This window comes from Bradyrhizobium sp. USDA 372 (assembly GCF_053629095.1).
Map to the genome: position 1 here is coordinate 411,831 of NZ_JBRJHR010000001.1, position 23,378 is coordinate 435,208.

20 protein-coding genes are annotated in these 23,378 nt (G+C 65.0%); 13 read left to right on the plus strand and 7 right to left on the minus strand.

The features are described from left to right. The first annotated feature begins 87 nt into the window (after positions 1-87). The 3 genes from AB7M16_RS01985 to recG all read left to right on the plus strand — a co-directional run bounded on the left by AB7M16_RS01985 (position 88) and on the right by recG (position 4,334). Complete coding sequence (locus tag AB7M16_RS01985; protein ID WP_453942997.1) at positions 88-1,476, plus strand: RNA ligase RtcB family protein; 1,389 nt, start codon at positions 88-90, stop codon at positions 1,474-1,476. Further along, positions 1,473-2,096 carry a peptide chain release factor H gene (gene prfH, locus AB7M16_RS01990; protein ID WP_453942998.1) on the plus strand — a complete coding sequence of 208 codons (624 nt, stop codon included), beginning with the start codon at positions 1,473-1,475 and terminating at the stop codon, positions 2,094-2,096. The genes AB7M16_RS01985 and prfH overlap by 4 nt, the downstream gene beginning before the upstream one ends. Positions 2,097-2,225: 129 nt before the next feature. Next, positions 2,226-4,334, plus strand: a complete 2,109-nt coding sequence (gene recG, locus AB7M16_RS01995; RefSeq protein WP_453942999.1) for an ATP-dependent DNA helicase RecG — start codon at positions 2,226-2,228, stop codon at positions 4,332-4,334. A gap of 177 nt (positions 4,335-4,511) precedes the next feature. Here the strand turns inward: recG and AB7M16_RS02000 are convergent, their stop codons facing one another. Next, positions 4,512-5,384, minus strand: a complete 873-nt coding sequence (locus AB7M16_RS02000) for a DUF1932 domain-containing protein (RefSeq protein WP_453943000.1) — start codon at positions 5,382-5,384, stop codon at positions 4,512-4,514. 305 nt (positions 5,385-5,689) lie between these two features. On the opposite strand from AB7M16_RS02000, the gene AB7M16_RS02005 reads away from it, so the two are divergent. After that, positions 5,690-7,111, plus strand: a complete 1,422-nt coding sequence (locus AB7M16_RS02005; RefSeq protein WP_453943001.1) for an invasion associated locus B family protein — start codon at positions 5,690-5,692, stop codon at positions 7,109-7,111. Positions 7,112-7,182: 71 nt separating this feature from the next. Beyond that, the gene (locus tag AB7M16_RS02010; RefSeq protein ID WP_453943002.1) at positions 7,183-8,190 is read left to right on the plus strand and encodes a DUF1254 domain-containing protein; all 1,008 of its coding nucleotides are present in this window, start codon (positions 7,183-7,185) and stop codon (positions 8,188-8,190) included. A gap of 99 nt (positions 8,191-8,289) precedes the next feature. Here AB7M16_RS02010 and AB7M16_RS02015 read toward each other — a convergent pair whose 3' ends face one another. Both AB7M16_RS02015 and glmS read right to left on the minus strand, forming a co-directional pair. After that, the gene (locus tag AB7M16_RS02015; RefSeq protein WP_172783754.1) at positions 8,290-9,060 is read right to left on the minus strand and encodes a DUF502 domain-containing protein; all 771 of its coding nucleotides are present in this window, start codon (positions 9,058-9,060) and stop codon (positions 8,290-8,292) included. An 84-nt stretch (positions 9,061-9,144) separates the two neighbouring features. After that, complete coding sequence (gene glmS / locus AB7M16_RS02020; RefSeq protein WP_453943003.1) at positions 9,145-10,971, minus strand: glutamine--fructose-6-phosphate transaminase (isomerizing); 1,827 nt, start codon at positions 10,969-10,971, stop codon at positions 9,145-9,147. Between the two features lie 224 nt (positions 10,972-11,195). On the opposite strand from glmS, the gene AB7M16_RS02025 reads away from it, so the two are divergent. Then, the gene (locus AB7M16_RS02025) at positions 11,196-11,414 is read left to right on the plus strand and encodes a hypothetical protein (RefSeq protein ID WP_212257132.1); all 219 of its coding nucleotides are present in this window, start codon (positions 11,196-11,198) and stop codon (positions 11,412-11,414) included. Between the two features lie 33 nt (positions 11,415-11,447). Here the strand turns inward: AB7M16_RS02025 and AB7M16_RS02030 are convergent, their stop codons facing one another. Next, positions 11,448-12,461, minus strand: coding sequence for a zinc-dependent alcohol dehydrogenase family protein (locus AB7M16_RS02030; protein WP_453943004.1), 1,014 nt, complete (start codon positions 12,459-12,461; stop codon positions 11,448-11,450). A 112-nt stretch (positions 12,462-12,573) separates the two neighbouring features. Here AB7M16_RS02030 and AB7M16_RS02035 point away from each other — a divergent pair, with 112 nt between their 5' ends. Next, positions 12,574-13,497, plus strand: a complete 924-nt coding sequence (locus AB7M16_RS02035; protein ID WP_453943005.1) for a LysR substrate-binding domain-containing protein — start codon at positions 12,574-12,576, stop codon at positions 13,495-13,497. Positions 13,498-13,570: 73 nt separating this feature from the next. On the opposite strand, the gene glmU is transcribed toward AB7M16_RS02035, so the two are convergent. Next, the gene (glmU, locus tag AB7M16_RS02040; RefSeq protein ID WP_453943006.1) at positions 13,571-14,926 is read right to left on the minus strand and encodes a bifunctional UDP-N-acetylglucosamine diphosphorylase/glucosamine-1-phosphate N-acetyltransferase GlmU; all 1,356 of its coding nucleotides are present in this window, start codon (positions 14,924-14,926) and stop codon (positions 13,571-13,573) included. Positions 14,927-15,101: 175 nt separating this feature from the next. Here glmU and AB7M16_RS02045 point away from each other — a divergent pair, with 175 nt between their 5' ends. The 3 genes from AB7M16_RS02045 to AB7M16_RS02055 all read left to right on the plus strand — a co-directional run bounded on the left by AB7M16_RS02045 (position 15,102) and on the right by AB7M16_RS02055 (position 17,263). Next, positions 15,102-16,463: a hypothetical protein gene (locus AB7M16_RS02045; RefSeq protein WP_453943007.1), complete on the plus strand. Its 1,362-nt coding sequence runs from the start codon at positions 15,102-15,104 to the stop codon at positions 16,461-16,463. A gap of 112 nt (positions 16,464-16,575) precedes the next feature. Continuing rightward, positions 16,576-17,016: an MgtC/SapB family protein gene (locus AB7M16_RS02050; protein WP_172783747.1), complete on the plus strand. Its 441-nt coding sequence runs from the start codon at positions 16,576-16,578 to the stop codon at positions 17,014-17,016. A gap of 91 nt (positions 17,017-17,107) precedes the next feature. Then, positions 17,108-17,263, plus strand: a complete 156-nt coding sequence (locus AB7M16_RS02055; RefSeq protein WP_172783746.1) for a hypothetical protein — start codon at positions 17,108-17,110, stop codon at positions 17,261-17,263. Between the two features lie 22 nt (positions 17,264-17,285). On the opposite strand, the gene AB7M16_RS02060 is transcribed toward AB7M16_RS02055, so the two are convergent. Continuing rightward, the gene (locus tag AB7M16_RS02060) at positions 17,286-17,432 is read right to left on the minus strand and encodes a hypothetical protein (protein WP_453943008.1); all 147 of its coding nucleotides are present in this window, start codon (positions 17,430-17,432) and stop codon (positions 17,286-17,288) included. A 151-nt stretch (positions 17,433-17,583) separates the two neighbouring features. On the opposite strand from AB7M16_RS02060, the gene AB7M16_RS02065 reads away from it, so the two are divergent. After that, a complete protein-coding gene (locus tag AB7M16_RS02065; RefSeq protein WP_453943009.1) occupies positions 17,584-17,964 on the plus strand; it encodes a hypothetical protein in 381 nt (126 codons plus the stop codon). Here AB7M16_RS02065 and AB7M16_RS02070 read toward each other — a convergent pair. Beyond that, positions 17,924-19,483, minus strand: a complete 1,560-nt coding sequence (locus AB7M16_RS02070; RefSeq protein WP_257187430.1) for a glycoside hydrolase family 17 protein — start codon at positions 19,481-19,483, stop codon at positions 17,924-17,926. The two genes, AB7M16_RS02065 and AB7M16_RS02070, sit on opposite strands and share 41 nt — an antisense overlap. Positions 19,484-19,813: 330 nt before the next feature. Between AB7M16_RS02070 and AB7M16_RS02075 the strand changes: the two genes are divergently transcribed. Continuing rightward, complete coding sequence (locus tag AB7M16_RS02075) at positions 19,814-20,401, plus strand: beta-1-3, beta-1-6-glucan biosynthesis protein (protein ID WP_172783743.1); 588 nt, start codon at positions 19,814-19,816, stop codon at positions 20,399-20,401. A gap of 232 nt (positions 20,402-20,633) precedes the next feature. Further along, the gene (locus AB7M16_RS02080) at positions 20,634-23,303 is read left to right on the plus strand and encodes a glycosyltransferase (protein WP_453943010.1); all 2,670 of its coding nucleotides are present in this window, start codon (positions 20,634-20,636) and stop codon (positions 23,301-23,303) included. Positions 23,304-23,378 lie beyond the last annotated feature (75 nt).

Below are 23,378 nucleotides of genomic sequence, written 5' to 3' on the forward strand. Positions count from 1 at the left end.
TCCGCGCAAAAATGCCGGGTGTGGCCTGCCCGATCGCCGGAAAGGAAGAGCCGCGCCACCGACACGCAGCAACCGTGACTTGCGGTTTTGCAATTTCGCCGCTATGTGTCTCGCCCGATCCGGCGCCCTTCTGGCGCGATCATCCCTGGGAGAAGGCTCGATGACGATCATGTCTCGCCGCCCCGTCGAGGGCATCGCCTAAGCTGCGCGTGCGTTGGCCGCGCCGTTAGGGAAACCACGCGCGCCTCGCGCGTGTCGACGATCCCTATCTTCCGAAAGCTTTCAATGGGCACTTTTCCCAACGTGGACGGCCGCGCGCCGATCCACCTCTTCGCCTCGTCCAAATCATGGATCGAAGGCAACGCAACACTGCAACTGGAACAGGTCGCGGGTCTTCCCGGAGTCCGCGCGGTCGCGGCCATGCCTGATCTGCATCCCGGCAAGTATGGCCCCGTCGGCTGCGCCATTCTGTCCGAGCGTATCCACCCGCAACTGGTCGGCTCCGACATCGGCTGCGGCATGGGCCTGTTCGAGCTCGACATCGCAGCGCGCAAACTGCGGCTCGATCATCTTGCCGAGCGCATGCACGCGCTCGACCAGCCCTGGGACGGCGACGTCGAGACCGCGCTGGCCGACGCAGACCTCGGCGCCACCGCCTTCGATACCGCGCTCGGCAGTATCGGCGGCGGCAATCATTTCTGCGAGCTCCAGGCCCTCGACGAGATCCTGGCGCCGGACGCAGCTGCACGCGCCGGCCTCGACCGGAACCTGGCCTATGTCCTGGTTCACTCCGGCTCGCGGGGCCTCGGTTTCTCGATCCTGGAGCGGGCCTTGCAGGGCGGAGAGGCGTCCCTGTCCATCGGCAGTGACGCGGCAAATACCTATCTGGCCGTCCACGATCATGCGGTGCGATGGGCGAAGCTCAATCGCCGCATCATCGCAGAGCGGACCGGAGCTGCCGCGCGCGCCAGTCTGCGTCCGGTGAGCGACCTCGCGCACAACATGGTCGAGTGCGGGCGTGACGCCGCCGGTCACGTCCTGGCACTGCATCGCAAGGGAGCGGCAGCGGCCGACCGCGGACTGGTGCCGGTACCGGGGTCGCGCGGAACGCTGTCGTATCTGGTCGAGCCTTTGGCGGACATGCAGGCCGAGGCGCTTGCATCGCTCGCGCACGGCGCGGGGCGCAAATACGACCGGGCGTCCATGCATGGCCGCGTCCGGGTCAAGAAATCGGACATCGCGAGGCTGGAACGCAACCCGTTCGGCGGCATCGTCGTCTGCGGCGATCGCGGCCTGCTCGCGGAGGAAGCGCCGGATGCTTACAAGAGCATCGAGCGCGTCATCGCCGATCTCGTGGAGTTCGGTCTCGTGCGCGTGGTGGCCACGTTCCGGCCGCTGCTGACCTTCAAGAAGAGCCAGTCCACCGCCGCGGCGAGCGGCAAGCGCGACAAGAGCTGGAAGGAGGATCGCCGATGATCCGGCTCCTGTTCACCAGCGGACGCGGTCCGGCGGAATGCCGGATCGCGGTCGCGAAGGCCGTTGCAGCGCTCATCACCGAAGCGACCGCGCTCGGCTTCGATACCGACCATCTCGAAGGCCCCCGCCCCGACAAGCACGGTCCGGCATCGGCGGTCGTTGTCGTCCATGGCGATGGCGCGGCTGCCTTTGCGCGGCCGTGGATCGGCGCGATCCAATGGACGGCGCAGAGCCCGCTGAGGCCGCATCACAAGCGCAAGAACTGGTTCATCGGAATTGTCGAGCTTCCTGCGCTGCCGGACGCGCCGAAGGCGATCAGCGCCGGGGACGTTCGCTTTGAAGCTTTCCGTGCCGGCGGCCCGGGCGGCCAGCACCAGAACAAGACCGAAAGCGCCGTGCGGGCCGTCCACCCGCTGAGCGGGCTTGCGGTCGTGGCGCGCGAAGAACGTTCGCAGCATCGGAACAAGGCGCTGGCACTGGACCGGTTGGCGGCCTTGCTCAGCCTGCAAGGTGAGCTGGCCGCGATCGCCGCCCGGACCGAGGCGCACGCGGCACACGACCAGCTCGAGCGCGGCCGGCCGGTCAAGCGGTTCAAAGGCGCGGCGTTTCGCGCCGCGTAGCATGATCGCGCCTGGACCGGCAGCACTCCGCCGGTCCAGGCAGGCCCGTCATGGCCAGGCCGGAATAAAGCCGTGGACGTCCCGCACAAAACTGGCCATCACGACAGCGAACGGTTCTGGATTCCACGAATGCGCCCCAGCCTGCTCAATCCGCTGTTTGCTCCCGTGACCAGCCTGCCCGGCGTCGGTCCGAAGCAGGACAAGCTGCTGCAGTACCTGCTCAGCCGCAGCGAGACGCCGCGGCTGGTCGATCTGCTTTTGCATCTGCCGAGCCAGGTCATCGACCGCCGCGCCCGGCCGAAGATCCGAGACGCGGCCGTTGGAACCATGGTGACGCTGGAGGTCACCGTCGATCGCCACCGCCCGCCGCCGCCGCGCAATGCGCGCGCGCCGTATCTGGTCTATGCCAGCGACGATACCGGCGACGTCGTGCTGACCTTCTTTCGCGCCAAGCCGGGCTATGTCGAGAAGCTGCTGCCGATGGGCGCGAAGCGCTACGTCTCCGGCACGCTGCAGATGTATGACGGCATCCCGCAGATCGTGCATCCCGACCGCGTGCTCGACGAGGAGGCGATCTCGAAGCTGTCGGGGATCGACCCGGTCTATCCGCTGACGGAAGGGCTCGCGCTGGGCTCGCTCCGCCGCGCGATCGCGCAGGCGCTGCAAAAGCTTCCCGCTTTGCCGGAATGGATCAGCCCGGAGGTGCTGCGCCGCTGCGACTTCCCGCCGATCGCGGAAGCGCTCAATCGCGTGCACCAGCCGGTCGAGCTGACCGACATCTTGCCCGACCGCCCGTTCTGGTCGCGCCTCGCCTTCGACGAGCTCTTGGCCGGCCAGCTCGCGCTTGCCCTGATCCGCGCGCAGCTGCGCCGCCCCGCCGGCGTGCGCAATGCCGGCGACGGGCATCTGCGCAACAAGATCATCGACGCCCTGCCTTACGCGCTGACACCATCCCAGCGCAGCGCTGCGGCGGCGATCGCCGAAGACCTGAAGCAGCCGGTGCGCATGCTGCGCCTGCTGCAGGGTGACGTGGGCTCCGGCAAGACCGTGGTGGCGCTGCTCGCTGCCGCCGCGGTCGCCGAGGTCGGCAAGCAGGCCGCGCTGATGGCCCCGACCGAAATCCTGGCGCGCCAGCACATCAAGACCATCGCCCCGCTCGCGGAGCGCGCGGGATTGCGCGTTGCCATTCTCACCGGCCGCGAGAAGGGCAAGGAACGGCGCGAGATCATCACTGAGCTCGCCGCGGGCGAGATCGACCTGCTCGTCGGCACCCATGCGCTGATCCAGGACGATGTCGTCTTCAGGGATCTCGCGCTCGCCATCGTCGACGAACAGCACCGTTTCGGCGTGCGCGAGCGCCTTGCGCTGACATCCAAGGGCGAGGCCGTCGACGTGCTGGTGCTGAGCGCAACCCCGATCCCGCGCACGCTGGTGCTGACCTATTTCGGCGACATGGACATTTCCGAGCTGCGTGAAAAGCCGGCCGGCCGCCAGCCGATCGATACCCGCGCCGTGCCGATGAGCCGGATCAGCGAGGTCATGGAAGGCGTCGGCCGCGCGCTCGAAGCCGGCAAGCTGGTCTACTGGATCTGCCCGCTGGTCGAGGAATCCGAGGCCGAGGGCACCGAGCATCTCACCAACGCGACCAAGCGGTTCGAGTCCCTGCAAAAGCGCTTCGGCGACCGCGTCGGCCTCGTCCACGGCCAGATGAAGGGCACGGCGAAGGACCGCGTCATGGCCCAGTTCGCCGCGCACGAGATCGGTCTGCTGGTCGCCACCACCGTGGTCGAAGTCGGCGTCGACGTCCCGGCCGCCACCATCATGGTGATCGAGAACGCCGAGCGCTTTGGCCTTGCCCAGCTGCACCAGCTCCGCGGCCGCATCGGACGCGGCTCGGAAGCCTCGACCTGCATTCTGCTCTATGGCGAGCCGCTCGGCGAGATGTCGAAAGCCAGGCTGAAAGTGATCCGCGAGACCACCGACGGCTTCCGCATCGCCGAAGAAGATTTGAAGCTGCGCGGCGAAGGCGACGTGCTGGGCGTGCGCCAGAGCGGCCTGCCCGGCTACCGCATCGCGCGCCCGGAGGTGCACGGTCAGCTCATCGCCCAGGCGAGAGACGAGGCGCTGCGGATTCTTAAAGAGGATCCCAAGCTGAAAGGCGAGCGCGGCGAGGCGCTGCGCTGCCTGCTGTACCTCTATGAACGGGACGAGGCGATTCCGTTGATCGGGGCGGGCTGAGGCTTCCGCAAAGTTGGTCCCAAAGGGACTCGCAGAGTCTCCTCCTCGTCATTGCGAGCGGAGCGAAGCAATCCAGAATTCCTCCGCGGAGACAGTCTGGATTGCTTCGCTCCGCTCGCAATGACGATGTGGATAGAGACATCGCAACTCGGCCGAGTCCGTTCGCCGAGACTGCCCTTATCCCTTCTTCTTGCTCGTCTCCGCCAACGACTTCAGCAACGTGGCATCCACAGCCTCCCCCTTCGCATCGTCCGCGAGATGCTCGAACCAGCGCGCAAACCCCTCATAGATCTGGCTGGCCGGATGATCGGGCCCGAGGAATCCTGAAATCTCCCGCATTTCCGCGACCCAGCGATAGGTCTTCGGGATCATGTCGGGCAGCGCGACTTCGAGCCGCGCCAGAATCGCGGGCTGGCTCAGCGCGAGTTCGTCGCGCAGCGCATCGGCCGCGCCCGCCTTCGTGGCTGCGATCACCATCGCCGAGCCGATGCCGGCGAGGCCCTTGACGATGCCGGCATAGGACATTTTCAAAGCCGACGCCGCGCCGACCGGGCCTTCGACGATCCGCACGTCGAGGCCGAGATCCCCGAGCAAGGCGACGTCGTTGGCGTGTTCGCCCGACATGTAGAAGGCAGGGCTCTTGCCCCCTGGCTGCGGCGGAAAGCCGATGATGCCGGCATCGACGAACGGCGCCTGCGCCGAGCCGATGATGTCCTCGATTCTTTGCACGGTATCGACATTGACGGCGTTGCAATCGACCACGATTGGCTTCTTCTCGCGCTTGACGATCAGCGCGGCCAGCCGTTCGGACAGCGCGACGGCTTCGCCCGGCGGTACGATCGAGAGAGAGAGGATGATGTCGGCGTCCGCGATCGCATCGTCATCGGCGCCGACCATGCCCGCGTCCGCGGCGCGTTTCCGCGTCGCCTCGCTGCGTCCCTGCAGCGACGTCAGCACGCGCGCGCCGTTCTCGCTGAGGCGGCGGGCCACGGCGCTGCCCATGGCACCGGGCGCGAGGATCGCAATGGTCTTTGACGTCATCCTGGACATCGTGCACTCCAGTCGAATTCCAAGCGGCACGCTCGGTCGATCCGAGACTAGGCCTACCCATAAACCAGCGCCGTGATGCCACAAAGGCAGCGTGCGCTTTTGCCTGCGTAATATCAAATATGAGCGCCGCGAAGGCATTCAGCTTGCCTGATCAAAGTGTTTGAGTTGATCAACAGATATGGACCATTTCGCAGGCACTTCGGCGATTTAAATTACGAAGAAGTATCAAGGGCTTTGACCGCAACCGGCGATTGCAGGTAGTATCCTCTAGTGAGGATGGGAGGGCGCGTGCTTGGAGGATCGTGATGCGAAGCCTCGCTCGAACCGTGCTGGTGGCACTCCTGACTTGGGGCAGCATGCATTCCGGTCTGACGCAGGGATCGGATTCACCTAGGCTTCAGGAAGAGCTGTGGGGATTGCCCTTCGATCTCCCCACGCTCGCGTATGTCGTGCATCCCGTTGGTGAGGGTCCTTTTCCGCTCATCGTCATGAACCACGGCGTTGCCATGGACCCGAAGGAGCGAAGCTTCTTTCCGCTTGTTGAATTTCGCGATGCCGCATTCTGGTTTGCCCGCCACGGATACCTCGTGGTTGCGCCGCTCGGACCCGGATTTGGTGGCACAGGCATCAGCAACGCGGAACGTGCCGTCTACGGTCCATTCTTCCTGGACCCGGGAGGCTGCGAGAGGCCGAACTTCCGGGGCGTCGGTTTGGTGGTTGCGGCCCTGGACAAGTTGACAATCGACTATTTTATCGAACGGAAGCTGGCCTTGCCGCGCGATGTGCTGGTGGTGGGACAGTCGGCGGGTGGTTGGGGCGCAATTGCGCTGTCCAGTGAGAACCCGCCCAACATCCGGGCGATCATCACTTTCGCAGCCGGACGCGGCGGCCACGTCAACGGCGTACCGAACAACAACTGCGCTCCCGACATGTTGGTGCAAGCCGCCGGCGACTTCGGACGCACGTCGCGCATCCCTATGCTGTGGCTCTACAGCAAGAACGATACGTACTTCGGCCCCGAGATCTCGAAAAGGATGCACGACGCCTTCACAGCCGCGGGCGGGAATGCGGAGTATCATCTGCTGCCCGCCGTTGGAGGCGAAGGCCATATCCTGATCGACGTGGCCGACGCGATGCCGCTTTGGACGCCGTTGGTGAGCGACTTCCTCGAAAAGCATCCCGCAACCCAGGCGCTGCCGCAGATGGCTCAGAGCAGCGCGGCGCAAAATGACGATAAGCCGCCGGAGGCGGAAACCGGCCCGCGCGGACAGCGTATGCCGCGAAACATCACCTATTCTGAGTGGCAGAAGATTTGTTTCAAGGACAGCGTCGGACAGGTGCTGTGCCGTACGACGACCACCGGCAACTGGGACACCGGCCAGATGGCGGTCAGGGTGGACGTGATCGAGCGCCAGGGCGACAGCGCCAAACGCCTTCAAATCATGCTTCCGGTGGGGCTCTACCTGCAGCATGGCGTCAAGGTGAGCGTCGATGACAAGCCGCCCGTGCGAATTCCCTACAACTGGTGTCTCACCAATCTTTGCGTCGCCGGCGACTTGGTCGATCCCAGCCTGCTCCAAGCTATGGACGTGGGTCATAAGCTCACTCTGGAGGTCGTTGAATCGAATCTTCTCGCCGTGGCCAGCTCTATCTCGTTGGATCGTTTCGCCCCCGCCCGCAGCGGAGGGCCTGCCAAAACGATCGATTACTCAGACAGCAACAAATAAGCGGCTCGCGTGGATCACGACTCGCGTGGTGGTAAAGTGTCGAAGATGTTTCGTGGAAAGGAACCAATGCGATGAAGCGAAGCCTGTTCATCGTTTTCGCCATTCTATCGACGAGCGCTCTTGCGCAATCGCCCGTTCCGGTCACCGTCGATAATTTCAACCGCGCTGAGACAGACATGTACATGGGCAAATCTGTCAGGGACGGCGGTCTAGGCAAATTCGTCCACAACCGCACCCCAACCGATATCGACAAGCAGACGGTGATCCGGATGAACCGGGATACGCTGTATTCCCAGGCCGTCTTCGATCTCGATGCCGGCCCGGCGACGATTACCCTGCCGAATCCGGGCAAGCGCTTCATGTCCATGCAGATCCTCGATGAGGATCAGTACACACCCATGGTCGTCTACAAGCCAGGCCCGATCACGCTTTCAAAGGACAAGATCGGCACGCGTTACGTGACGACCTTTATCCGCATCCTGGTTGATCCGACCGATCCCAAGGATCTCGATCGCGTCCATGCCCTGCAGGACGAGGTCAAGGTGAGCCAGAAGAGCGCGGGAAAATTCGAGGTGCCGAACTGGGACGAGACTAGCCAGAAGAAGGTGCGCGACGCGTTGCTGGTGCTCGCCAGCGCCTCCGGCTCGTTCAAGCGCGCCTTCGGCTCCAGGGCGGAGGTCGATCCGATCAAGCATCTGATCGGTACGGCTGCGGGGTGGGGCGGCAACCCCGACAAGGATGCGACCTATCTCAGCTTCACGCCGGCCAAGAATGACGGCAAGACGATCTACAAGGTCCGCGTCAAGGACGTTCCGGTCGATGCGTTCTGGTCGATCAGCGCCTACAACAAAGAAGGTTTTTTCCAGAAGAACGAGTACAACGCGTATTCGCTGAACAACATCACTGCAAAGAAGAATCCGGATGGCTCGGTTGACGTCCAGTTCGGCGGCTGTGACGGCAAAATACCGAACTGCCTGCCAATCGTGGACGGGTGGAATTATACTGCGCGGCTTTATCGACCTCGGCCGCAAATCCTCGACGGCAAATGGAAATTTCCCGAGCCGCAGCCTGCCGGATAGCCGCAACCTGCGACCAAAGATGCATCTTGAACGACTGCCCCGGGTCGTTTCGAGACGAATGCGCCCGCGTGAACGCGACCATCCCGCGACGGAATGGCCCTACTCCGCCTTCGCAGGCTCGGGCCGGAGCGTGGAGGCATTGGCGATCCGCGCGGCATTCGCCATGCCGGCAAGCGCGGCCGCCTTCTTCGGATCGGGCGCCGAGCCCGGTTGCACCACGCCAGCCGACATGATCAGCGTCGCGGCGTCTTCGGCGGTGAGATCGACCTCGATGATCTTGCTCTTGGGGACATAGAAGAAGAAGCCGGTGGTCGGGTTCGGCGAGCACGGCAGGAACACCGAGACATGCTCCTCCTGCCCCGGCAGGCTGCGCGAGATGTCCTCGTTCGGCGATTGCGAGATCAGCACGATCGACCACATGCCCGGCGAAGGAAACTCGACAAGGCCGACTTTCCGGAAGCTCGAGCCCTTGCCCGAGAACAGCGTCTCGAACACCTGCTTCAGGCCGCGATAGATCGCGCGCACTGCCGGGATCCGGCCGAGAAAGGTCTCGCCGACATCGACCAGCGTGCGGCCGATCAGATTGGCCGCGAGGAAGCCGACCAGCGTCAGCGTGAAGAATGCGACAATCAGTCCCCAGCCGGGAACGACGTAAGGGAGATAGGTTTCCGGGCGATAGGCCAGCGGCACGAACGGCCGCACCACGCCGTCGACCCAGGTGACGAACCACCAGACCAGATAGAGGGTGATCGCAATCGGCCCCGTCACCACGAGGCCGGTCAGGAAATAATTGCGGAAGCGGCCCATCAGGCCGGTATGCGGTTCCGGGAGGGGATCAAGAGGCGCAGGCGCGTCGTCGCGGGGGGTCATTCGGGTTCCAGGTCGGTCGCTACCAACAAGCTAGGGTCTTCTAGCAGGTTTTGGAAGACTGCGGCCGACCGATATCCCGATTGCCTATTCGACAGTCACTGATTTCGCGAGATTGCGCGGCTGATCGACATCGGTCCCCATCACGACAGCCGTGTGATAGGCGAGCAGCTGCACCGGGACGGCATAGACCATCGGCGTGAAGGCTGCCGCCATGTCGGGCATGACGATGGTGACGAGCGATTCGACGGTCGCCTCCGCCGCGCCCTTGGCGTCGGTCATCAGGATGATGTTGCCGCCACGCGCGGCGACCTCCTGCATGTTGGAGACGGTCTTCTCGAACACGCGGTCGTGGGGTGCGATGACGACGACCGGCATGGTCTCGTCGATCAGCGCGATCGGGCCGTGCTTGAGCTCGCCGGCGGCATAGCCCTCGGCGTGGATGTAGGAGATCTCCTTCAGCTTGAGCGCGCCTTCGAGCGCCAGCGGGAAGCTGGTGCCGCGGCCGAGATAGAGCACGTCGCGCGACTTGGCGATCCGATGCGCCAGCTTCTCGATCTGGAGCTCGCTTGTGAGCGCATCGGCCATCAGGCGCGGAACCTCGACCAGCCCGTGGACGAGCTTGGTCTCGTCCTCGTCCGACAATTCGCCGCGCGCCTTGCCGGCCGCGATCGCAAGGTTTGCCAGCACCATGAGCTGGCACGTGAAGGCCTTGGTCGACGCGACGCCGATCTCGGGTCCCGCCAGCGTCTGCAGCACGGTCTCGCTCTCGCGCGCGATCGTCGAGGTCGGCACGTTGACGACGGCGATCGTGTGCACACCCTCGGCCTTGGCATAGCGCAGCGCCGCCAGCGTGTCGGCAGTCTCGCCGGACTGCGAGATGAAGATGGCGAGATCGCCCTTGCGCAAGGGTGCCTCGCGGTAGCGGAATTCGGAGGCGACATCGACCTCGACCGGCACGCGCGCAAAGCGCTCGAACCAGTATTTTGCGACGAAGCCGGCATAGCTCGCGGTGCCGCAGGCGGTGATATTGATGCGCTGGATATTCTTGAAATCGAACGGCAGCTTGACCGGCAGCGCGACGCGCTCGGTCGCCATATCGACGTAGCGCGCCAGGGTGTGGCCGACCACCTCCGGCTGCTCGTGAATCTCCTTGGCCATGAAGTGGCGGTAATTGGCCTTGTCGACCAGCGAGGTCGAGGCGGCGTGCCTGATCTTGTCGCGCTGGACGGCATGGCCGTCCTTGTCGAAGATCGTTGCACTCTTGCGGGTCAGCACCGCCCAGTCGCCGTCCTCGAGATAGCTGATCGTGTCGGTGAACGGGCCGAGCGCGATGGCGTCCGAGCCGAGATACATCTCGCCGTCGCCATAGCCGATCGCCAGCGGCGGGCCGTTGCGGGCGCCGATCATGAGGTCGTTGTCGCCGGCGAAGATGAAGCCGAGCGCAAAGGCGCCGCGCAGGCGCGCCAGCGTCAGCTTCACCGCTTCCACGGGTTTGTTGCCGCGCGTGAGCAAATCGTCGACGAGATGCAGCACGATCTCGGTGTCGGTCTCGGTGTGGAACACCGTGCCCTTCGCCTCGAGCTCCTCGCGCAGCTCGCGGAAATTCTCGATGATGCCGTTGTGGACCACGGCGACGCGCTCGGTCGCGTGCGGATGGGCGTTGTTGACGGTCGGCTTGCCGTGGGTGGCCCAGCGGGTGTGACCGATGCCGGTGGTGCCCTTGAGCGGCTCGGCCTCCAGCCGCTTCTCCAGGTTCTTCAGCTTGCCCTCGGCGCGGCGGCGCTCGAGGTGCTTGCCTTCGAGCGTGGCGACGCCCGCGGAATCGTAGCCGCGATATTCGAGACGTTTGAGCGAATCCACCAATTGCTCTGCAACCGGCTCGCGCCCGAGAATGCCGACAATCCCGCACATGCGGACCACTATCCCCCAAATCGTCGAAAAATCGCCTAAACGACGCGCTCGGTTTTTAGCGAAAATCCCAGGGAACCAGATACTCAATAATTATTGCTGATTGAGACAGCACTGGCCCGCGACCTCTGCTTTCGCCTGCGTCGAATTGGCCGGCCTTAAACCGCGCAGATTAACCTCTTGTCAACGAATTTGGCCAACGATTTCCGTCCAGGAGAGTAAAAGTCATGAAGGGCTCGTCCGACCGCAAAGGTTTGTCGTCGACGTATCTACGCGCCAGCGAGACCACGGGCACGCACCTTGCGCATTGGCCGCCGCCGCTGCGCGGCAAAGAGAACAAGCCCCTCTTCATCAAGCATCCCGAAGGCGAGCCGGCGAAGCGCGCCAAGCCGCGCGGCTGGCGCCTGACCCGCGCCATCTTCTCCGAATTCGCCGACGACGAATAGCCTCTCGCAGCGTCCCGTCCATCACCTGCTTGATCATCGTCCAACGGTGATGACGACTTTGCCAAACGGGCCCTTGGCGAAAACATCGAGGGCTGAGAGGAAGTCGGCGAACTCGAACTCGGCTTCGATCACCGGCTTCAGGCCGATCCGGTCAACCGCGCGCACCAAGTCCTGGAGCCCGCGCCGATGTCCCACGTAAATGGCCTGGATCGTCGCCTGCGCCAAGATGGCGGGCACTGAGGGAAAGCTGGAGTTGAAGCTGTCAATCACGCCAATCAAGGAGATGCGGCCTCCCGGCGCGATGGCTCTCACCGAATTTGCGAGGTTGTCGCCGCCAGCCATCTCCAGAATATGGTCGGCGCCCCGTCCGCCTGTGAGCTCCAACACTGCCGCGGCCCAGTCCGGACTCGTGGTTCGGTTTATTCCGTGCCGCGCCCCAAGTGCCTTGGCCCGCGCGAGCTTGGCGTCGCTGCTCGAAGTGACGATCACCTCTGCACCGGCGGCTGCGGCGAGTTGGATCGCGAAGATCGACATGCCACCCGTACCCTGAACCACCACGATCTCGCCAGGCCGTATTCGCCCAAGCTCCACAAGGCTGGTCCATGCGGTGAGCCCGCAGCACGGCAGGGTGCTCGCCTCTGAGTACGACAAGCTCTCGGGCGCCTTGACCAGCCAAGCCTCGGGGACGACCACGTACTCAGCCAGCACACCCGGCACCGGTCCCCCGAAGCTCGCCACCACGCCGGCGATGCGCGGGGGCGGACCGTCCATCCAGTCCGTATTGAAATTGTTGATCACCCGCTCGCCCATGGTGAAGCGCGACACGCCAGCGCCCAAGGCCTCGATTTCTCCGGCAAGATCGGAGCAAGGCGTGAACGGCAGGCCGTAGCTCGCATAGCCGTTGTTGTCGATCGAGAGGCGATCTCGATAATTGAGTGACACAGCGTGCACGCGCACCAACACCTCGCCAGTACCGGGCGACGGCCTGGGGATCTCTGCAAGCTTCAGACAATCGCGTCCAGGCCCTCGAACCTGCCAAGTCTTCATCGCGCTCTCCAACCTGTCGCACGCTCCGAAGGTGATCTATATTGGGGTTCAGACGTCCGCATTGGCGGTCATTTGTCCGTTCAATGGCGATAGATCTTCTCCTGAGGCAGCCATGGTCGATCGTTTGAGCGGAATTTCCGTTTTCGTGCAGGTCGCGGATTCCGGCAGTTTCGCGCGCGCCTCTGAACAACTCGGTCTCACCAGATCAGCGGTCGGCAAGACGATCGCCCGCCTGGAGGAGCGGCTGGGTGTCCGCCTCTTCAACCGTACAACCCGCGCGCAAAGCCTGACCGACGAGGGCCAGAGCTTCTATGAGCGCTGCCAACGCATTCTGGCCGATATCCAAGCGGCCGAAGCGGCGTTGGGTGGCAGTGATCGGTCGCCAACAGGGGTGCTCCGCGTTAGCGCTCCAGTCTTGCTGGGTCGGCTCTGCGTCGCGCCCATCCTGGTCGGGCTGACCCGTCGGCACCCCTCCATGGAGCTTGATCTCCGGTTCGCCGACCATCTTGTCGATCTCGTCGAGGAGCGGATCGATTTGGCCGTGCGGATCGGGCCTTTGCCCGACCGTGCCGGACTGATCGCGCGCAGCCTCGACGCATTCGACATGGTGGTGTGCGCAGCGCCGACCTACCTCGCGATGCGGGGCTGCCCATCCGATCTAAGCGAGCTCCCAAGCCACGATTGTCTCCCCTATGCCCGTCGTGGCGGGCGCGCCGAGCCCTGGCGGTTCGCGACGAAGGACGGTGCCGTGATCGAATTCGCCGTCGGCGGCCGTATTCGGCTGGACGACCTGGAGGCCGTGGCCGAGGCTGCGGTGGATGGCGCTGGGATCGCTTGCCTTCCGACCTGGTTGGTCGACAGCCGGCTCCAATCAGGTCAACTCGTGAGGGTTCTCAATGACCACCGAGCTCTCGGCAACTCTGTCTACGCCGTGTGGTCCCAGGCGGCACATGCGCCTTCAAGAGTCCGCGTGGCGGTGAACGAGCTGAGACAGTGCATGCCGGCCAGGCTAGCTCGGCCGGATGCAGCGCACTGAGCAGATCAAGCGCTCCTTGCAGTTCCGTGATCCAGCCCGCATTCCCTTAGTTAGAACTCCGTCTTGACGAGGATCACTTCTCCGGCTTCTTGCCGCCGGTCTTCAGCTCGCGATAGCGCGCCGCGCCGCCTTCGCGGATGGTCTGCTGGTTGCGCTCCAGCGCCATCGCGTCGTCGGGTACGTCCTTCGTGATCACCGAGCCCGAGCCGATATAGGCGCCCTTGCCGATCGTCACCGGAGCGACCAGCGAGGAGTTGGTGCCGACGAAGGCGCCCTGCCCGATCACCGTCTTGTGCTTCTTGAAGCCGTCGTAGTTGCAGGTGATGGTGCCGGCACCGATGTTGGAATTGGCGCCGACGGTGGCGTCGCCGATATAGGAGAGATGGTTGACCTTGACGCCGGCCTCCAGCGTCGCCGCCTTGGTCTCCACGAAATTGCCGATGCGCGCGCCGTCGCCGAGCGAGGTGCCGGGACGCAGCCGCGCATAGGGACCGATCGAGACCTTCTTGCCGAGCGTGGTCTCGACGATATGCGAGAACGAATGGATCACGGTGCCGTCCGCGATCGACACGCCGGGGCCGATCACCACGAACGGCTCGATGGTGACGTCCTTGCCGAACACGGTGTCCGTGGACAGATACACCGTCTCGGGTGCGATCAGCGTGACGCCGGCCTCCATCGCCGCCTTGCGCAAGCGCGCCTGCATCACGCTTTCCGCTTCCGCGAGCTGCGCCTTGGTGTTGATGCCGCGCACCTCGTCCTCGCTGGTCTCGATCACCACGGCCTCCCATCTCTGCCTGCGGACGATTTCGACCGCATCCGTCAGATAATATTCGCCTTTGGAATTCGCATTGCCGATCTGCCCGAGAATGTCGAGCGCACGGCGGCCGTCGATCGCCATCACGCCGGCATTGCACAAATCGATCTTGCGCTCGTCCGCGCTGGCGTCGGCCTGCTCGCGGATCGCAACCAGGCGGTCGCCCTCGACGATGAAGCGGCCGTAGCCGGTCGGATCGGCGGCGCGAAAGCCGAGCGCGGCAATCGCGGCGCCGCGGGCGAGCGGCGCGCGCAGCCGCGCAAAGGTCTCGGCCGAGATCAGCGGCGTGTCGCCGAACGCGATCAGGAGATCGTCGACGCCGCGCGCGATCGCCTCGCGCGCCGCCAGCACCGCATGCGCGGTGCCGAGCCGCTCGGCTTGCACGAAGGTCAGCGCGTCGGGGCGGATACGCTTGGCCTCGTCGGCGACTGCCTGATGATCGGGGCCGATCACGACCGCGAGCGAGGTGCCGGTTCCCTTGGGTGCGGCGGCGAGCACATGGGCGAGCAAACTCTGGTGAGCGACCGGATGCAGCACCTTCGGCAGGCTCGATCGCATGCGCGTGCCTTCGCCGGCGGCGAGCACGATCGTAAGGCTGGAACGGGCGGTCATTGAAATCCTGACAGCTATGGCCGAATCAAAATTGGTGCGGACGGGCGGCGAGGCCCTCGGAAGCTATCGCCTAGCTACCCCCGCAAACGCCCGGAATTCAAGTGCGGCGCGCTTTTCCTGTTAATGTTCCCTGATTGATTCGGGGAAGCCGGACAGGGCTGGGCGCTTAACATTCATGGCAAAGGATTCCGACCCACTGGCGGATGCCTTCTCCACCAAGGAGACCGGCGGGCTGTTCTCCGGACTTTTGGCCGAGGAAAGCGCCTTCGACCGGCGCCTGATGTGGCGGGTGGGCTCGTGGGGCGTGGCGGCCGTCGGCGCCGTCGTCGTTGCCGTGATGGCCAACCAGGCCCAGCTCGGCTGGCGGCGCGACCAGGTTGCATCCGCCGATCTCGTGCGCCAGGCCGACCGGCTGCAGCTGCTGACCAAGGAAAGCCAGAACGAAGCGCGCCGGCTCGCCGCCGCCATCGAGACGCTGAACAGCGACCGCGACCGGCTGTATTCGCGCGTCACGGTGCTGGAGCAAGGGCTCGATTCCGTCACCGGCGCCATTGCCAAACAGGCCGCCACACCGCCGGGCGCGAAGCCGCAGGACGCAGCACCAGCGCCCAGCATCGCGCCGGTCGCCTCGACGCCGGCGCCGGCGGGCGAGAAGCCGCGCACCGAAGCCGCCAAGGATGCTCAGAAGGACACTCCGAAGGAAGCGCTGAAGGAGCCGCCGAGCACGCCGCCGCAGACCGCGGCCGCTGCCTCGCTCGTGCAGCAGAATCCAGTCACGAATTCGGCGCTGCCGACCATTCCGCTGGTGCCCGCCAAGTCGCTCATGGCCCCACCGGATCCGGCCGCATCGAAACTGATTCAACCCGAGCCGGCTGAGAAGGCCGCCGAGAAGAAGACCGACCCGGCACCCGCCGCGGCCGAAATCGTCGTGGCAACAACGAAAGCGCCGGACGCAGCCGAGACCGAAGCCCCTGCCATCGCGGTTCAGCAGACGCGCTTTGCGATCGATCTCGGCGGCGCCAATTCGATCGACGGCCTGCGCGCGCTCTGGCGCGGCGTGACCAAGTCCAACCCGGAAATCGCAGCGCTGCGGCCGATCATCATGATCAAGGAAGGCACCACCGGCCTCGGCATGCAGCTCCGCCTCGGTGCCGGCCCTCTGGTCAACGCCGCCGCCGCCGCAAAATTCTGCGCGAGCCTCGCCGAGAGCGACCGTCACTGCGAGACCACCGTGTTCGACGGCCAGCGCCTGTCGATGCGCGGCTCGGAGAAGACGCCGGACAAGGGACCAGAGAAATCCCAAGACAGGGTTCAGGACAAGAACTCCGAGAAGAACCAGGACGCCGCTCCGCAAGCCGAAACCGCGCCGGCGCCGAGTGCAAAGCCCGAGAAGCCGGACAAGCGCCGCCGCAGCTATTCGTCAAAGCGCTCCTCGAAGCGCGAGGAGCCCGCGCCCCCACCCGCGGCGCAGCCGGCGCCGGCCAAGCCGGAGACCGCGTCGGCGACATCGACGCTGTCGTCGTTCTTCAGGCGCTAGAACGCCCCGTCCGCGACGGAAGCCGCTTGCATGCGGCGATCGGACGCTGGCCTTTTGCAGCAGGTTTGCGTTCTTTCACGGCGCCCCGCCTTTCCTAGCTTTGCGGAATTCGATGAACGAACTTGATGATGTGCTGAGGCTGCTCGTCGCCGCAGGTACGGGCCTCCTGATCGGCATCGACCGTGACATGAACGACAAGCCGGTGGGAATGCGAACCCTCGCGCTGGTCGCTCTCGGCTCCGCCCTGGTGTCGATCTCCGTGATCGAGTTCCAGAATTTGCGCGACCACCCGGATGCGATCTCCAGGGTCATCCAGGGCGTCGTTGCCGGCGTATTGACCGGTGTCGGCTTCATCGGCGCAGGCGTCATCCTGCACGACAGCAAGGCGAAGACGGTTCACGGCCTCACCACGGCCGCAACCGTGTGGATTGCGGCCGGCCTCGGCATCGCCTGCGCACTCGGCGCGTGGCTGCTGGTCGGCGCCGCGATCGCGGTGACGCTGCTCGTGCTGTTCGCTCTCGGCTGGGTTGAGCGCCGGCTGGGCTTGAAATAGGGCGCCAGGGACATGCCGGAACATACCAAATGATACGGAGGAGGTTCGCGTAAGAAGGCACTATCCGCGGCGAATTCGATTCGGAGCGGAGATGACGGACGCGAACTTTCTGCGGGAGCAACTCGCGTTGATCCGCGAACTGGCCGACCGCGCCGATCCCCACATCAGGAAGCGACTGCTCGCATTGGCCGAAAAATACGAGCGCCGGCTGGCGGAGCAGAGCCGGAACACGCAAGGTCGCAGCTGATCGCTTTGGCGCAGGCGATGACCTATTCCATCCGCGCCTTTTCCTTCAGATCGCGGATGCGCATCTCCGCCTCGTCCTTGGTCTGGACGATTTCCGACCAATCCTCCACCCGCGCCTCCTTGCTCAGCCTCTTGAGCTCGCTCAGCTGCTGCTGCGTCGGCTTGTCCATGCCTCACTCCTCGACGGCAATTGCGTTGGGCCACACCATGTTCAGAACCGGCGGGATGCTCGCGTGTTCCTGGACGATGCGCGGGCCCGCCGGATCAAGAAACATCGCCTGCCCTGTTGCCTGCCCGCGCCTTCCCGACCATATTGCCGCCATGACAAAGAAGCCCTTCCGCCTCACGCCCTACCAGGTGCAGTTCCTGCTCGTGGTCGGATTCGTCACCGTCGGCTGTGCGCTCTACGTGCGCTATCTCGCGATCGAGTTTTCGCAGGTCGCGCTCGCCTGCGACGCCGGGCTGCAGACGCTGGTCTGCAAGTCGCGGGCGGTCTCGACCGTGCTGTTCAAGAATTCGGTGTTCGGCATCGTCGCGCTGGTGGTCGCAACGCTGAACCTGATGCGGCCCTCGATCGTGCTGCTCACGGTCGGCCTCATCGCGGCCGGCCTTGGCATCGTGCTCTACAATGTCGTGCTGTCGGGCCTTGCGATCGGCCTGCTCATTCTTGGCTTTGCTCGGCCCGCGCCCGCCACAGCGTGAGGGCGAACAACAGATAGATCGCGCAGGTCCACAGCGACTGCCAATTGTCGCGGCCTTCGTTGAACAGCACGTACACGGCCGACAGCGCCAGCACCCCCGCGAACACCGCTTCGGCGATCGGACGCTGGCCGATCTGCGGCCGGTTCAACATCAAAAGCGCGAACGGCACCACCGCCATCGTCAGCGCGGCGTAGGGAAAATCCTTGTAGCGCGGGTCGAACACGAAGCCGAGCGCGGTCGCGGCCGCGATCACCGCCGTCACCGCCAGCGTCAGGCCGAGCACGGCGGTGAGCTTCGACCATTTCCGGCCCTCGCGCGGGCCGAGCAGGTCGAGGAAGGTCGGCAGGCTGCGGCCGATCACCATCGCCTGCGCGCAGAAGATCGGTGACAGGATGCCGGCCAGCAGCAATGCGCCCCAGAGCAGCCAGCCGCCGATCCCGTAGCTCTCGTAATACATCTTGTCGGCGCCGATCCCGAGCAGGCTCCCCGCCGTCGTCGCCGAGATGCCGACGCCGAGCCAGGCCGGGAAGCGCGGCGTCCACGGCCGCCGGCGCAGCGTGATCACCGCGACCGCGAACACCAGCACGGAAAGGCCCATGCCCGCCCCCATGTACCATTTCCAGTACGGGAAATTGCTGATCGGCTCGCCCGGCGGATATTTCAGGCTGCGGCGCACCGAGTCATACAGGCCCCAATAGCCGCCGACGGTGCCTTCCAGCCTGCGCTTCCACGGCTGGTCGTAGGACTCGATCAGGTTGACGCGGAACTTCTGTGCCTTCGCAAGGCTCAGGATTTCCGAGACGACACGCGCCTGGTTGGCGCGCGAGGGCAGCGCGCCGTCGCGCATGCGCCCCGCGCTCGGCCAGCCGGTTTCGCCGATCAGGATCTCCTTGCCGGGAAACGCCACCGCCATGCGCTCGCGGATCGCCTCGACATGGGCGGAGGCGAACTTCGCCTTGATGGGGAAGTCCTCCCAATAAGGCAGGATGTGGATCGTGACGAAATCGACCGCGTCATAGACCTCGCGGTTCTTCAGCCAATATTCCCAGACATCGGCATAGGTGACGGGCACGCTGACCTGGGTCTTGACCAGGCGGATGAGGGAGACCAGGTCTGCCGTCGTCATCTCACCGCGCAGCAGCACCTCGTTGCCGACGATGACGGCGGTGATGATTTCGGGGAATTGCTTGATGAGGCGGATGGCGAGCCCGGCCTGCTCGAAATTCTTGGTGCGGTTGCTGGAGAGCCAGATGCCCTGCAGCACTTTCAGCCCGCCGACCTTGGCGGCGATCGCCGGCACCTGGTCGAGCCCGTTCTCCATCGAATAGGTGCGGACGCAGTCGGTGATCTCTTTGAGCTGGCGCAGGTCCTGCTCGATCTGGTCAGCCTCGATATGGGTCCATGCGTCCAGCGGCGACTGCTCGCCGCGGAACGGCGCGTAGGAGACGCATTGAACCTTGTCGGCGGGGTCGATCGGGGCGCGCGCGAGCGTGATCGGCGTGGCAAGCCACCACCACACGGCAGCGATCGCACCCAGTGAGACGAGCAGAAGCGCCAGTGGCGTACGAAGAGAAATCGGTTCCGTCCTCCGCGAAGGGCCGTCGATTACCTTCTCGCACGCCGTCTGCCAAGGGGGCACCCCCAGTGGACCCCTTCGCGCCCCCAAAGGAATTTACCTGCGGCCGTTCGACCGTGATCTAGGATCGTGACTTTGCTGGACAAAATTCGAAATACAGGTCATGGACTCCGAAAGACTTTTCCGCCGCATTGGAGACCCATTTGGACGCCATCAGCTGGCGCGTCCGCGGGGCTCCTGACGCGGACGGCCAGCGGATACATTGGGGAATTCATGCGGCAACGGGTGTTCGAGTCACGAAATGCGGTCCTGCGGCAGTTCGCCGCCACCTTGGCCGTATCCTGCCTGCTCGTTCTGATCGGTGTTGGCGGCGCCTCCGCCCAGAGCGGCACGCCGGCCCCCGACCAGGGCAAGGCGGCCGCCCAGCCCGCCGACGCCGCCAAGGACGCCGCCCAGAATCAGCGCCGCACCGACGAGTTCGCGGAAGCCGCCCAGGTCATCAACGGCCCGGCCGGCAATCCCGAATGCGTCTGGCTCGGCCGGCGCGTGGTCCGGCTGATGTGGCGGGATGACCTCGATACCGCGTTTCGCCATCTCGACCTCTACGACCGCTTCGGCTGCCCCGGCGGCCACATCCAGGCCGCGTTCCGCTGCCTGACCCGCTTCGGCGGCCAGATCGATCCCAAGGTGGCCGAGACCCTGGACAGCCGCGTGCACGCGTGCTGGATCAACCCGGCCGCCCAGCCGCAGCAGGCGGCGGCCGCGGCCTCCCAGCCGGCAGCGCCAGCCGCCAATGCGCAGCCGCAGCCGGCGGCGAGCCCCTCGCCTGCGGCCAGCCCGTCCCCGGCGCCGGCGAAATAGCCCGAGCTCTTAAATAGCTCTGGTCGTTTCAGCTGCCGTTCAGGAACGATCGGCCATAGACACGGTTGGCACTGCCGCGCGTCGTTCGAAAAGGCATGCCCTCATAAGGACATGAGGCCATGACAGTTGTGAAACCGCGCGGCAGAGGTATGCTTCCTTTGCCGCGGACACGGTCGGATCTCGGGGTCAGATCCGCTTCCCTGCCACCTCAGCCCCTATTGGTTTAGCCGCGATGCGCGTTGTCGCCGCCGTTCTGTTGCTCGTGTCTGCGCTCCATGCAGGCGTGTGGGGAGTCCTGCGCGACAGGGAACCTGCGCCGGACTTCAAAGGCCTGTTGCCCAGCGTCTCCTACGCGCCGTTCGAAGGCTCGGCCCACCCCGACATCGACAACATCCCGACGGTCGAGAAAATCCGCGCCGACCTGAAGACGCTGTCGACCATGACGCGCGCGATCCGCCTCTATTCGTCCACGGGCGGCGTCGAACTGGTGCCGCCGATCGCGGCGGAGTTCGGCCTCAAGGTCACCGTCGGCGCCTGGATCGACAAGGACAAGGATCGCAACGAGCGCGAGATCAAGGCGGCCATCGAGCTCGCCCGCAAGAACAGCAACGTCGTCGGCGTCGTCGTCGGCAACGAGGTGATCTACCGCGGCGAGCAGAAGGTCGAAGACCTCATCGACATGATCAAGAAGGTGAAGGGCTCGGTCCGCGTGCCCGTCACCACCGGCGAGATCTGGAACATCTGGCGCGACAATCCCGAGCTCGCCTCCAGTGTCGATTTCATCGCCGCGCACGTGCTGCCCTACTGGGAAAACTTCCGCTCGGACCAGGCGGTCGACCAGGCCGTCGACCGCTACAACCTGCTGCGCAACCTGTTCCCCGGCAAGCGCATCGTGATCGCCGAGTTCGGCTGGCCGAGCCAGGGCTACAATCTGCGCAACGCCGATCCCGGCCCGTTCCAGCAGGCGCTGGTGCTGCGCAACTTCGTCAGCCGCGCCGAAGCCATCGGCATGGAATACAACATCGTCGAAGCCATCGATCAGCCCTGGAAATTCTTCGAAGGCGGCGTCGGTCCGTATTGGGGCGTCCTCAATGCCAGCCGCGAGCCGAAATTCGCCTGGACCGGCCCAGTGGAGAATCCCGACTATTGGAAGCTGATGGGCATCGCGCTGTTGGTCGGCGTGCTGCTATCGCTGCCGATCCTGCGGATCGAGAAAGCGACCGCCAGGCAGGCCTTCCTGCTGTCCGCGACCGCCAATGGCGTCGGCGCCTGGGCCGCGACCGTGTTCGCGTTCTGGAACAGCCACTACTTCATCTTCGGCTCGGCCTTCGCGCTGACGCTCGGCATGATCCTCCTTGTTCCGCTCGTCCTCATCGCGATGGCGCGCATCGACGAGATCGCCGCGGTCGCCTTCGGCCGGCCGCCGCAGCGGCTGATCACGAAGGACAAGCCGGTCGAGAACGTGCCCGAGAATTACTGCCCCAAGGTCTCGATCCATATCCCGGCCTATTTCGAGCCGGTCGAGATGCTGAAGCAGACGCTGGATGCGCTGTCGCGGCTGAACTATCCGAACTACGAATGCGTGGTCATCATCAACAACACGCCGGACCCCGCCTTCTGGCAGCCGATCCAGGACCATTGCCGCGCGCTCGGTGAACGCTTCAAATTCATCAACGCCGAGAAGGTGCAAGGCTTCAAGGCCGGCGCACTGCGCATCGCGATGGACCGCACCGCGGCCGATGCCGAGATCATCGGCATCCTCGATGCCGATTACGTCGTCGAACCCGACTGGCTGAAGGACCTCGTGCCCGCCTTCGCCGACCCGCGCGTCGGCCTCGTGCAGGCGCCGCAGGAGCATCGCGACGGCAATCTGTCGATCATGCACTACATCATGAACGGCGAATATGCCGGCTTCTTCGACATCGGCATGGTCCAGCGCAACGAGCTCAACGCCGTCATCGTGCACGGCACGATGTGCCTGATCCGCCGCGCCGCGATGGACATGGCCGGCGGCTGGTCGAGCGACACGATCTGCGAGGATAGCGATCTCGGCCTTGCGATCCAGGAGCTCGGCTGGACCACCCACTACACCAACACCCGCTACGGCGCGGGCCTCTTGCCCGACACCTACGAGGCCTTCAAGAAGCAGCGGCACCGCTGGGCCTATGGCGGCCTGCAGATCGTCAAGAAGCACTGGCGCCGCTTCCTGCCCGGTGCGAGCCGGCTGACGCCCGACCAGAAGCGCGAATATGGCCTGGGTTGGCTGAACTGGCTGGGCGCCGAAAGCCTCGGCGTGGTCGTGGCGCTGCTCAACCTCGTCTGGGTGCCGATCGTCGCCTTCGCCGACATCGCCATCCCCGACAAGATCCTGACGCTGCCGATCATCGGCGCCTTCGTCGTCTCGCTGGTGCATTTCCTGTCGATGTACCGCGCCCGCGTCGCCATCAAGCCCGGCCAGATGCTGGGTGCCATGATCGCGGCGATGAGCGTGCAATGGACGGTGTCGCGCGCGGTGGCGCAGGGCCTGATCACCGAGCACATCGCCTTCGCCCGCACCTCCAAGGGCGGCCTTAGCAGGATGTCGATCGAGTTCCAGGCCTTCTGGGAGGCCGTGATCGGCATCCTGCTCATCGTTGGCGCCGGCGTCCTGGTCGCCTCCAACAGCTTCCGCCAGATCACCGAGATCTACATCTTCGCCGGCGTCCTGGTGCTGCAGAGCCTGCCGTTCCTGGCCGCCGTCGCGATCGCCATCCTCGAGCTCAGCCGCATCAACTCGTTCCAGTTCTGGCGCGATAGCGCGATCCGCACCGCCGAGCTGATCGGCCTGCGCCCGGTCGCGCTGCCCCACCCGACCGGCACGCCGCAGCCTGTGCCGAGCGAGGTGCGGCGGGAGACGAACTGATCCGGCTCCACGCCGGTCTTCGGACCTCGTGCTTAGAAGTCACGTGGTCTTCGGCGTGGATGACCGGCCGCCAAT

Bases quoted from the DNA above. Each gene is read 5' to 3' on its own strand.
- AB7M16_RS02045 (WP_453943007.1), top strand. From the start codon at position 15,102: ATGGCAAAGGATTCCGACCCACTGGCGGATGCCTTCTCCACCAAGGAG.
- prfH (WP_453942998.1), top strand. From the start codon at position 1,473: ATGATCCGGCTCCTGTTCACCAGCGGACGCGGTCCGGCGGAATGCCGG.
- AB7M16_RS02015 (WP_172783754.1), bottom strand. From the start codon at position 9,060: ATGACCCCCCGCGACGACGCGCCTGCGCCTCTTGATCCCCTCCCGGAA.
- AB7M16_RS02005 (WP_453943001.1), top strand. From the start codon at position 5,690: ATGCGAAGCCTCGCTCGAACCGTGCTGGTGGCACTCCTGACTTGGGGC.
- AB7M16_RS02060 (WP_453943008.1), bottom strand. From the start codon at position 17,432: ATGGACAAGCCGACGCAGCAGCAGCTGAGCGAGCTCAAGAGGCTGAGC.
- AB7M16_RS02055 (WP_172783746.1), top strand. From the start codon at position 17,108: ATGACGGACGCGAACTTTCTGCGGGAGCAACTCGCGTTGATCCGCGAA.
- AB7M16_RS02035 (WP_453943005.1), top strand. From the start codon at position 12,574: ATGGTCGATCGTTTGAGCGGAATTTCCGTTTTCGTGCAGGTCGCGGAT.
- AB7M16_RS02010 (WP_453943002.1), top strand. From the start codon at position 7,183: ATGAAGCGAAGCCTGTTCATCGTTTTCGCCATTCTATCGACGAGCGCT.
- glmU (WP_453943006.1), bottom strand. From the start codon at position 14,926: ATGACCGCCCGTTCCAGCCTTACGATCGTGCTCGCCGCCGGCGAAGGC.
- AB7M16_RS02080 (WP_453943010.1), top strand. From the start codon at position 20,634: ATGCGCGTTGTCGCCGCCGTTCTGTTGCTCGTGTCTGCGCTCCATGCA.
- AB7M16_RS02000 (WP_453943000.1), bottom strand. From the start codon at position 5,384: ATGTCCAGGATGACGTCAAAGACCATTGCGATCCTCGCGCCCGGTGCC.
- AB7M16_RS02050 (WP_172783747.1), top strand. From the start codon at position 16,576: ATGAACGAACTTGATGATGTGCTGAGGCTGCTCGTCGCCGCAGGTACG.
- AB7M16_RS02075 (WP_172783743.1), top strand. From the start codon at position 19,814: ATGCGGCAACGGGTGTTCGAGTCACGAAATGCGGTCCTGCGGCAGTTC.
- AB7M16_RS02030 (WP_453943004.1), bottom strand. From the start codon at position 12,461: ATGAAGACTTGGCAGGTTCGAGGGCCTGGACGCGATTGTCTGAAGCTT.
- glmS (WP_453943003.1), bottom strand. From the start codon at position 10,971: ATGTGCGGGATTGTCGGCATTCTCGGGCGCGAGCCGGTTGCAGAGCAA.
- recG (WP_453942999.1), top strand. From the start codon at position 2,226: ATGCGCCCCAGCCTGCTCAATCCGCTGTTTGCTCCCGTGACCAGCCTG.
- AB7M16_RS02065 (WP_453943009.1), top strand. From the start codon at position 17,584: ATGACAAAGAAGCCCTTCCGCCTCACGCCCTACCAGGTGCAGTTCCTG.
- AB7M16_RS02025 (WP_212257132.1), top strand. From the start codon at position 11,196: ATGAAGGGCTCGTCCGACCGCAAAGGTTTGTCGTCGACGTATCTACGC.